The sequence below is a fragment of the Hydrogenophaga soli genome (assembly GCF_054777695.1).
In genome coordinates this window covers 142,916-150,000 of the sequence record NZ_BAAHAK010000011.1, presented here as the reverse complement: position 1 = coordinate 150,000, position 7,085 = coordinate 142,916, and the positions used below count along the sequence as shown (strand labels likewise).

Here is a 7,085-nt window from a genome sequence, read left to right as displayed (position 1 = left end):
CGCTGAACCCTGGCGAGTCCATATTTGAAAGCGTGAGCCATGGTGTGCACGACGCCAAGGCACTGCGGGAACAGTACCTTCATCCCAATGAGTCCACCGACCTGGATGCCTTGCATGCCCACATCGACGCATTGGATGCATGGAACTGGGAGCAGCGAGTCGAAGAAACCCTTCAGCGTTTGCATCTGTCGCCCGAGATCCTTGTGGGCACCCTATCGGGCGGACTGAAGAAGCGTGTGGCCCTGGCCCAGGCCTTGGTGTCCAGGCCCGATGTGCTTTTGCTGGATGAACCCACCAACCATTTGGATTTGGACTCCATTCGATGGCTTGAAACACTGCTGACCAACCAAGCCACCAGCCTCATCGTGATCAGCCATGATCGCGCTTTCTTGGACGCGGTGGCCACGCGCATCGTGGACCTGGACCGAGGTCAGTTGCTCAGCTATGAAGGCAACTTCTCCAAGTACCAGTTGCTGAAGGAAGAGCAATTGGTGCAGGAGTCGGTCATTCAAGCCAAAGCCGACAAGCTGCTGGCCCAAGAAGAAGTGTGGATACGCAAAGGCGTGGAAGCACGGCGAACCCGCGCCCAGGCGCGCATCGTGCGCCTGGAAGCTTTGAGGCAAGCCCGCGCCACCCGACGGGAGGCCGTGGGCCGCGTCAAACTGGACATTGCCCGGGGGGACTCCAGCGGGAAGATCGTGGCAGAGCTGGAGCAGGTCACCAAACGTTTTGCATCGGTCGATGGCACCAAGACCGTCGTGCGCAATTTCAACAGCATCGTGCTGCGCGGGGACAAACTGGCGTTGGTGGGCCCCAACGGCGCCGGAAAGACCACCCTGCTCAAGATCATCCTGGGCCAACTCGCCCCCGATGAAGGCACCGTCCGGCAAGGCACACAGCTCAACGTGGCCTATTTCGACCAGATGCGCGAACAGATCGACCTGGACGCCACCCTGGAAGACTTCATCAGCCCGGGCAGCGAATGGATCGAGATTGGCAACAAGCGCACCCACGTTCGCAGTTACCTGGGCGATTTCCTGTTTTCCCCCGCTCGTGCCCGCTCGCCCGTTCGCACCTTGTCGGGCGGCGAGCGAAACCGCTTGCTGCTGGCCCGGCTGTTCGCCCGCCCCGCCAACGTGCTGGTGCTGGACGAACCCACCAACGACCTGGACATTGACACCCTGGAGTTGCTGGAAGAACTGCTGACCCAATACGACGGCACCGTGTTCCTGGTCAGCCACGATCGCCAGTTTGTGAACAACGTGGCCACCAGCGTCCTGGCATGGGAGGGTGAGGGCCAATGGCGGACCTACGAAGGCAACGTGGACGACTGGCTGACCCAATCGCAGCGCACCCTGGCACTGCAACCGTCTGCCGCCAGGCCTTCTGCCCCCAAGGAAGACGCCCCCAGACCCGCCACAGGCACACCGGACAACACCGTCCCCGCGAAACGCAAACTCAGCTACAAGGAGCAGCGGGAGCTGGAGTCGCTGCCCGGCCAGATTGAAGCCCTGGAGCACGAACAGAAAACCATTGACGCCGCCTTGGCCGACGGCACACTGTATGCCACCGACCCCACTCGGGCCGCCGCGCTGTGCGAGCGACACGCCGCCATTGATGAAGCCCTGTTGTCAGCCATTGAACGGTGGGATACCTTGAGCACTTCCGTCTCCGCGACCCCATGAGCACGCCGTCCGCCTCAGAGCAACTCCAGCAAGCGCTGGCCGAACTGGCCGCAGAACGCAAGCGCAGTCGGCGGCTGCAGGAACGCCTGCACGCCCTGGCGTCGGAACTGGAGGTCACCAAAGGTGCCGTGCACGACGCCTCGACCAGCCGACTGCTGGCCGAAGAAGCCTTGGACGACACCCGCGGCCGACTCGCCCTGGCGCTGGACGCCGCGCAACTGGGGCTTTGGGAAATCGGCGTGGACGACGGTCGAACCTACGTCAACGCCCGCTGGTCTGAAATGGTGGGCGACATCGCCATCGACAGCGAATACCCGTTCGAGACGCTGATGGAGCGCATCCACCCCGAGGACATCACCTCCGTGCGCCAGCATGTGGAAGACGCCGTCAAAGGTCGGCAACTCCGTTACGTCACCCAATTTCGCATCCGCACGTTTGACGACCAATGGCTCTGGATGGAAAGCCATGGCATGGGCGTGGACCTGGACCCGTTTGGCCGCCCCGCTCGGCTGGTGGGCGTGAGTGCCGACATCACCCACCGCAAGCAACTGGAACACGCCACCGAACAGGCCCGACAAGCAGCAGAAGCCGCCAGCCAAAGCAAGACCGAGTTCCTCGCCAACGTCAGCCACGAAGTGCGCACCCCCCTCAACGGGGTGATGGGTCTGATCCGCCTGCTGATGGACTCATCCCTGACCGACGAACAGCGCCAGTGGCTGATGCTGATGGACGACTCGGCCCAGACCCTGTTGCACCTGCTCAACGACATCCTGGACCTCTCCAAAATCGAGGCCGGGCGCATGGACCTGGAGAGCACGGCGTTTGACCTGAACGCCGAAGTCAACCTGGCCTGCGGGCCTTTCTCCGCCCAGGCCAGCGCCAAAGACATCGCGTTCCAGGTCGAACACCAGACCACGCCTGGCCAACCGGTGCACGGCGACCCGGGCAAGCTGCGCCAAGTGCTGGTGAACCTGCTGTCCAACGCCGTCAAGTTCACCCCCGCAGGCGGACAGATCCATGTGCGCGTGCAACCGTCCGCTCAAGGCATTCACTTCGAGGTGCAGGACACCGGCATCGGCATCGCCCCCGAGCAGCAACAGCGGGTGTTCGAAGCCTTCACCCAGGCGGACGCCTCCACCACCCGCAAATACGGCGGCACGGGGCTGGGCCTGGCCATTTCCGCCCGGCTGGTGAGCCTGATGGGCGGGCGACTCCAACTGGACAGCGCTCCGGGCCAGGGCAGTCGCTTTCACTTCGTTCTGCCGCTGCGTGCCCAGACCAAGTCACCCGTGACCGACATGGGTCCCCTCAGTGCCCCCTTGGAACTGGAACACCTGAGTCAGCGCGCCCAATCGTTCAGCGCCCTGCGCGTGCTGGTGGCGGAAGACCACCCCATCAACGAACTGTTGATGCGCGAACTGCTGAAAAAGCTGGGGTGCCAGACCACAGTGGCCCGCAACGGACTGGAAGCCGTGGCGGCCTGGAAGCGCGGCGGCATTGACCTGATCCTGATGGACGTGCAAATGCCCGAGCTCAACGGGCTGGATGCCACCCGGGAAATTCGCGCCCTGGAAGCCAGCGGATTCCAGCCCCCCCACACCACACGGCAGCACACCCCCATCGTGGCCGTCACCGCCAACGCCATGTCGGGCGACCGGGACTTGTGCGAAACCGTCGGCATGGACACCTACGTCTCCAAGCCCGTCGGCCCCCAGGCCCTGACGCAGGCCATGACCGAGGCGTTGACCCGCCTCCCGCCACAGGCCACCGCGAACCTGTTGGCCTTCCCCGTCCCGTCGCCTTCGGGGCCTCACGCCACAGCCCCCCGAGAAGGCACCAAACCCGCGACCCCACCGCTGAACCTGGACAAACTGCGGCACCGGCTGGAAGGCAACGAACAGGCCCTGATCAAGCTGGCCCAGAACACGCGGCAACAACTGGGACAACACGAAAAAGCGCTCATCAGCGCCTTGGCACAGCAAGACGTCACCCTCGCCCGCCAGCACGCACACGCCCTCAAGACCACCCTGGCCACCCTCACCGCAGACCGCGCATCGGCCTTGTGCAACGGACTGGAAACCGCGGCCCACAAACAGGAGTGGACCCTGTTCGGCCGGGCCCTGCCGGTGCTCCAGGCCGAACTGGCCCGGCTGAACCAGGTGCTGAGCGGACTCGCCCCGTAAGGTCAGCGCGCCAGCCGGTCCCGCAGGCGCTGAAAATCGGTCCAGAACCCTGCCTCCTGCGTGGTGGCGAAGTTGATGCGCATGAGCGTGCCGGGCGTGCGACCGGCGTGGAACAGCGAGCCCGGGGCCAGCAGGTAGCCCTCGTCCAGCATGTGCTGCGCCAGCAACTCGGTGTCCACCCCCGTGTCCACCCAGCCAAACAAGCCCGCGGGCTCGGCTGCAAAGCGGCACCCCGCGGCCAGCGCCAGCTTCACGCTGCGGCTGCGTGCCACCTCCAGCCGGGCGCGCATGCGCTCGGCGTGGCGGCGCAACTGGCCCTGCTCGATGCACAGCGCCAACGCCTTTTCCAGCAGGCTGGGGGTGGTCAGCGTGCCCAGCAGCTTGGTGTCCAGCAGGCGCTCCACCAGCCCCGAGGGTGCGGCCAGGTAACCCACCCGCCAGTTGGGGGCCAGCAGCTTGGCCACCCCACCCACGTACAGGGTGCGCTGCAAGCCGTCCAGGGCGCACAGCCGGGTGGCGTGGGGCGGCGCCAAGTGGCCGTAGGTGTCGTCTTCCACCAAATGAAAGTCGTGCAGGTGCGCCAGCTGCAGCACCCGGTGGGCATGGCCCGGGCTCAGGCAATAACCCGTGGGGTTGTGCAACACGCTCACGCTGACCAGCAGCTTGGGCGGCTGCCCGGTGGGCGAGGCCACGCAGTAGCGTTCCATCACCTCCAGATCCGGCCCCTGCGGACCGCGGGGAACGGGCAGGATGCGCACCCCCAGCGCATCCAACCGCGCAAACTCCACCGCCCAGCCGGGCTCCTCCACCATCACCGCATCCCCCGGCTTGAGCAGGGTGCGGCTGATGATGTCCAGCGCATGCGTGGCCCCCACCGAGGTGATGATCTGTGTGGGCGCCGCATCGATGGCCAGCCCCCGCAGCCGGTGGCTCAGCGCCTGGCGCAGCGAGGCATCGCCCAGCGGCTCACCGTAACTCAGCGACGCCTCCTGCAACGACGACGACCCCACCACCTTGCGCACCGCCGCGGGCATGAAGGTGGTGGCCATCCAGTCCGCCGGGAACACCCCCATGCCGGGCTGCGGCTTGTCGCTGATGCGGTGGAACATGCCCCGGATGAGCGCCGTGGCGTTGATGGGGGTGCGCATCTCCGGGTCGCGCATGCGGGGCGCAATCGCTTCACTTTCAATAGCGTCTTGCGCTTTATTTGAAAGCGCTACAGGCATTTTTCGATCAAATTCACGCACGAAGTACCCGCGCCGGGGCCGGGCCTCCACCAGGCCCCAGGCCAGCAACTGGTCATAGGCCGCCACCACCGTGGAGGGGTTGACGCCTTGGGTGCGGGCCGTTTCGCGCACGCTGGGCAGGCGGGTGCCCACGGGCAACAGCCGGTCGCGGATGCGTTGCGCCAGCCGCTGCGACAGCTGTTCGGTCAGCGACTGGCCGGGGGTTTTCATCAACATGCGTCAGCTCCGGTGCGCAAAGGGTGGGCATTCTGTATGGCGACTGCCAGCCACACAGAAGCCATTCTGCACCAGTCATCTGTATGGCTTGTGTATGGCTTCGACCGTTACATTGAACCCACGCAGGGCTTCTGACCCCTGCCCCCACCGCCTGCCCTCATGCCCACCCCCATGACCGCATCCGAAACCTCCGCCCTGTTGCTGCTGGCCACGGCCGCCAGCTTCACGCCCGGCCCCAACACCACGCTGTCCACGGCGCTGGCGGCCAACCGGGGGCTGCGCGGTGCCTTGCGCTTTGTGCTGGCGGTGCCCGTGGGCTGGGGCCTGCTGCTGGGTGCCTGCGCGCTGGGCCTGGGGAGCATCGTCGTGGCCCTGCCCTGGCTGCGCTGGGCCATCGTGCTGACCGGGCTGGCCTACCTGCTGTGGCTGGCCGCGAAGCTGGCCCGCGCCACCCAACTGTCAGACGCCGATCCCCGCCGCCTGAACGTGGGCTTCTGGCAGGGCGTGGCCCTGCAGTTCGTCAACATCAAGGCCTGGATGCTGGCCCTGGCCGTGGTAGCCGGGTGGATTGCCGGACGCCCCGACGCCCTGGAGCGCACCCTGTTCGTGCTGCCCTTGATGGTGGCCTTTGGCGGCGTCAGCAACCTGACCTATGCCCTGATGGGGGCCCTGCTGCGGCACTGGCTGGCGGGCCCGGTGATCGACGGCGCCCCCACCGGGTTGCGCCTGCGCCGCTTCAACCGCACCATGGCCACCCTGCTGGTGCTGACCGCGGCGTGGATGCTCTACAGCCACCTCACCCCAGGAGCCACGTCATGAGCAGCGCCACCGCCCAAGCCAAACCCACCCACGGCCTGTCGGCAGAGAGCCGCGGCCTCTGGCTGGGCCTGCTGGGGGTGACCGTGTTCGCCCTCACCCTGCCCATGACGCGCCTGGCCACCGGCCCGGCCGATGCACCGCAGCTCTCGCCCTGGTTCATCACCTGCGCACGCATCGCCATCGCCGGGCTGCTGTCCATCGCGTTTTTGGTCTGGACGCGCTCGCCCTGGCCCCAAGCCCAACACCGCCGTCCCCTGGTGCTGGCCACGCTGGGCAACGCCCTGGGCTTTCCGCTGCTGCTGGCCCTGGCCCTGCGCGAGGTGCCCAGCGGCCATGCGGCGGTGATGACAGCCCTGCTGCCCCTGGCCACCGCCGCCATGGCCGCCTGGCTGCTGCACCAACGCGCCCGCCTGGGCTTCTGGCTGTGTGCCGTGGCCGGCAGCCTGCTGGTGGTGGTGTTCTCGGTGCTGCGGGCCTGGCAACAGGGGCATGGCATCGCCCTCACCTGGGCCGACGGCCTGCTGTTGGCCGCCATGGTGGCCGCCGCTTTCGGCTATGTGCAGGGGGCCCAGGTCACGCCACACCTGGGGGCCGAACGCGTGATCTGCTGGATGTGTGTGATGGCCCTGCCGCTGGCCCTGCCCGCCGCCGCACTGAGCTGGCCGCAGCAGCCCATCCAGACCACCTCGTGGCTGGCCCTGGGCTACGTGGGCATGTTTTCCATGTGGCTGGGCTTTTTCGCCTGGTTCCGCGGGCTGGCCATCGGCGGCGCGTTGCGGGTGAGCCAGGTGCAGTTGCTGCAACCCTTCATCAGCATCGTGGCCGCGGTGCCGCTGGTGGGCGAGTCGCTCGACGCGCTGACCGTGGGTTTTGCCCTGGCGGTGGTGGCCACCGTGTTTGTGGGCAAACGCCTGTCGGCCCCTGCACGTTGAAGG

The 7,085-nt window shown here is 66.6% G+C and carries 5 protein-coding genes (1 of these 5 cut by a window edge); 4 read left to right on the top strand and 1 reads right to left on the bottom strand.

All coding sequences use genetic code 11. The features are described 5' to 3' along the window. Together abc-f and ACYVB7_RS17905 are read left to right on the top strand one after the other, a co-directional pair. A protein-coding gene (abc-f, locus tag ACYVB7_RS17910; RefSeq protein ID WP_460509989.1) for a ribosomal protection-like ABC-F family protein crosses the window boundary here: on the top strand, positions 1–1,685 show its 3' portion. Its footprint begins 226 nt before the window's first position; 1,685 of the gene's 1,911 nt are visible here — the last part of the coding sequence; its start codon lies beyond the left edge, outside the window; its stop codon occupies positions 1,683–1,685. Further along, positions 1,682–3,868, top strand: coding sequence for an ATP-binding protein (locus tag ACYVB7_RS17905; protein WP_460509987.1), 2,187 nt, complete (start codon positions 1,682–1,684; stop codon positions 3,866–3,868). Before abc-f ends, ACYVB7_RS17905 begins: the two co-directional genes overlap by 4 nt. A 2-nt stretch (positions 3,869–3,870) precedes the next feature. On the opposite strand, the gene ACYVB7_RS17900 is transcribed toward ACYVB7_RS17905, so the two are convergent. Then, a complete protein-coding gene (locus tag ACYVB7_RS17900; protein ID WP_460509985.1) occupies positions 3,871–5,331 on the bottom strand; it encodes an aminotransferase-like domain-containing protein in 1,461 nt (486 codons plus the stop codon). A 171-nt stretch (positions 5,332–5,502) separates the two neighbouring features. Here ACYVB7_RS17900 and ACYVB7_RS17895 point away from each other — a divergent pair, with 171 nt between their 5' ends. Further along, positions 5,503–6,150: a LysE family translocator gene (locus tag ACYVB7_RS17895; protein WP_460509983.1), complete on the top strand. Its 648-nt coding sequence runs from the start codon at positions 5,503–5,505 to the stop codon at positions 6,148–6,150. Continuing rightward, positions 6,147–7,082 (top strand): DMT family transporter, encoded by a 936-nt coding sequence (locus tag ACYVB7_RS17890; RefSeq protein WP_460509981.1) that lies wholly within the window; start codon positions 6,147–6,149, stop codon positions 7,080–7,082. The genes ACYVB7_RS17895 and ACYVB7_RS17890 overlap by 4 nt, the downstream gene beginning before the upstream one ends. Positions 7,083–7,085: the final 3 nt, after the last annotated feature.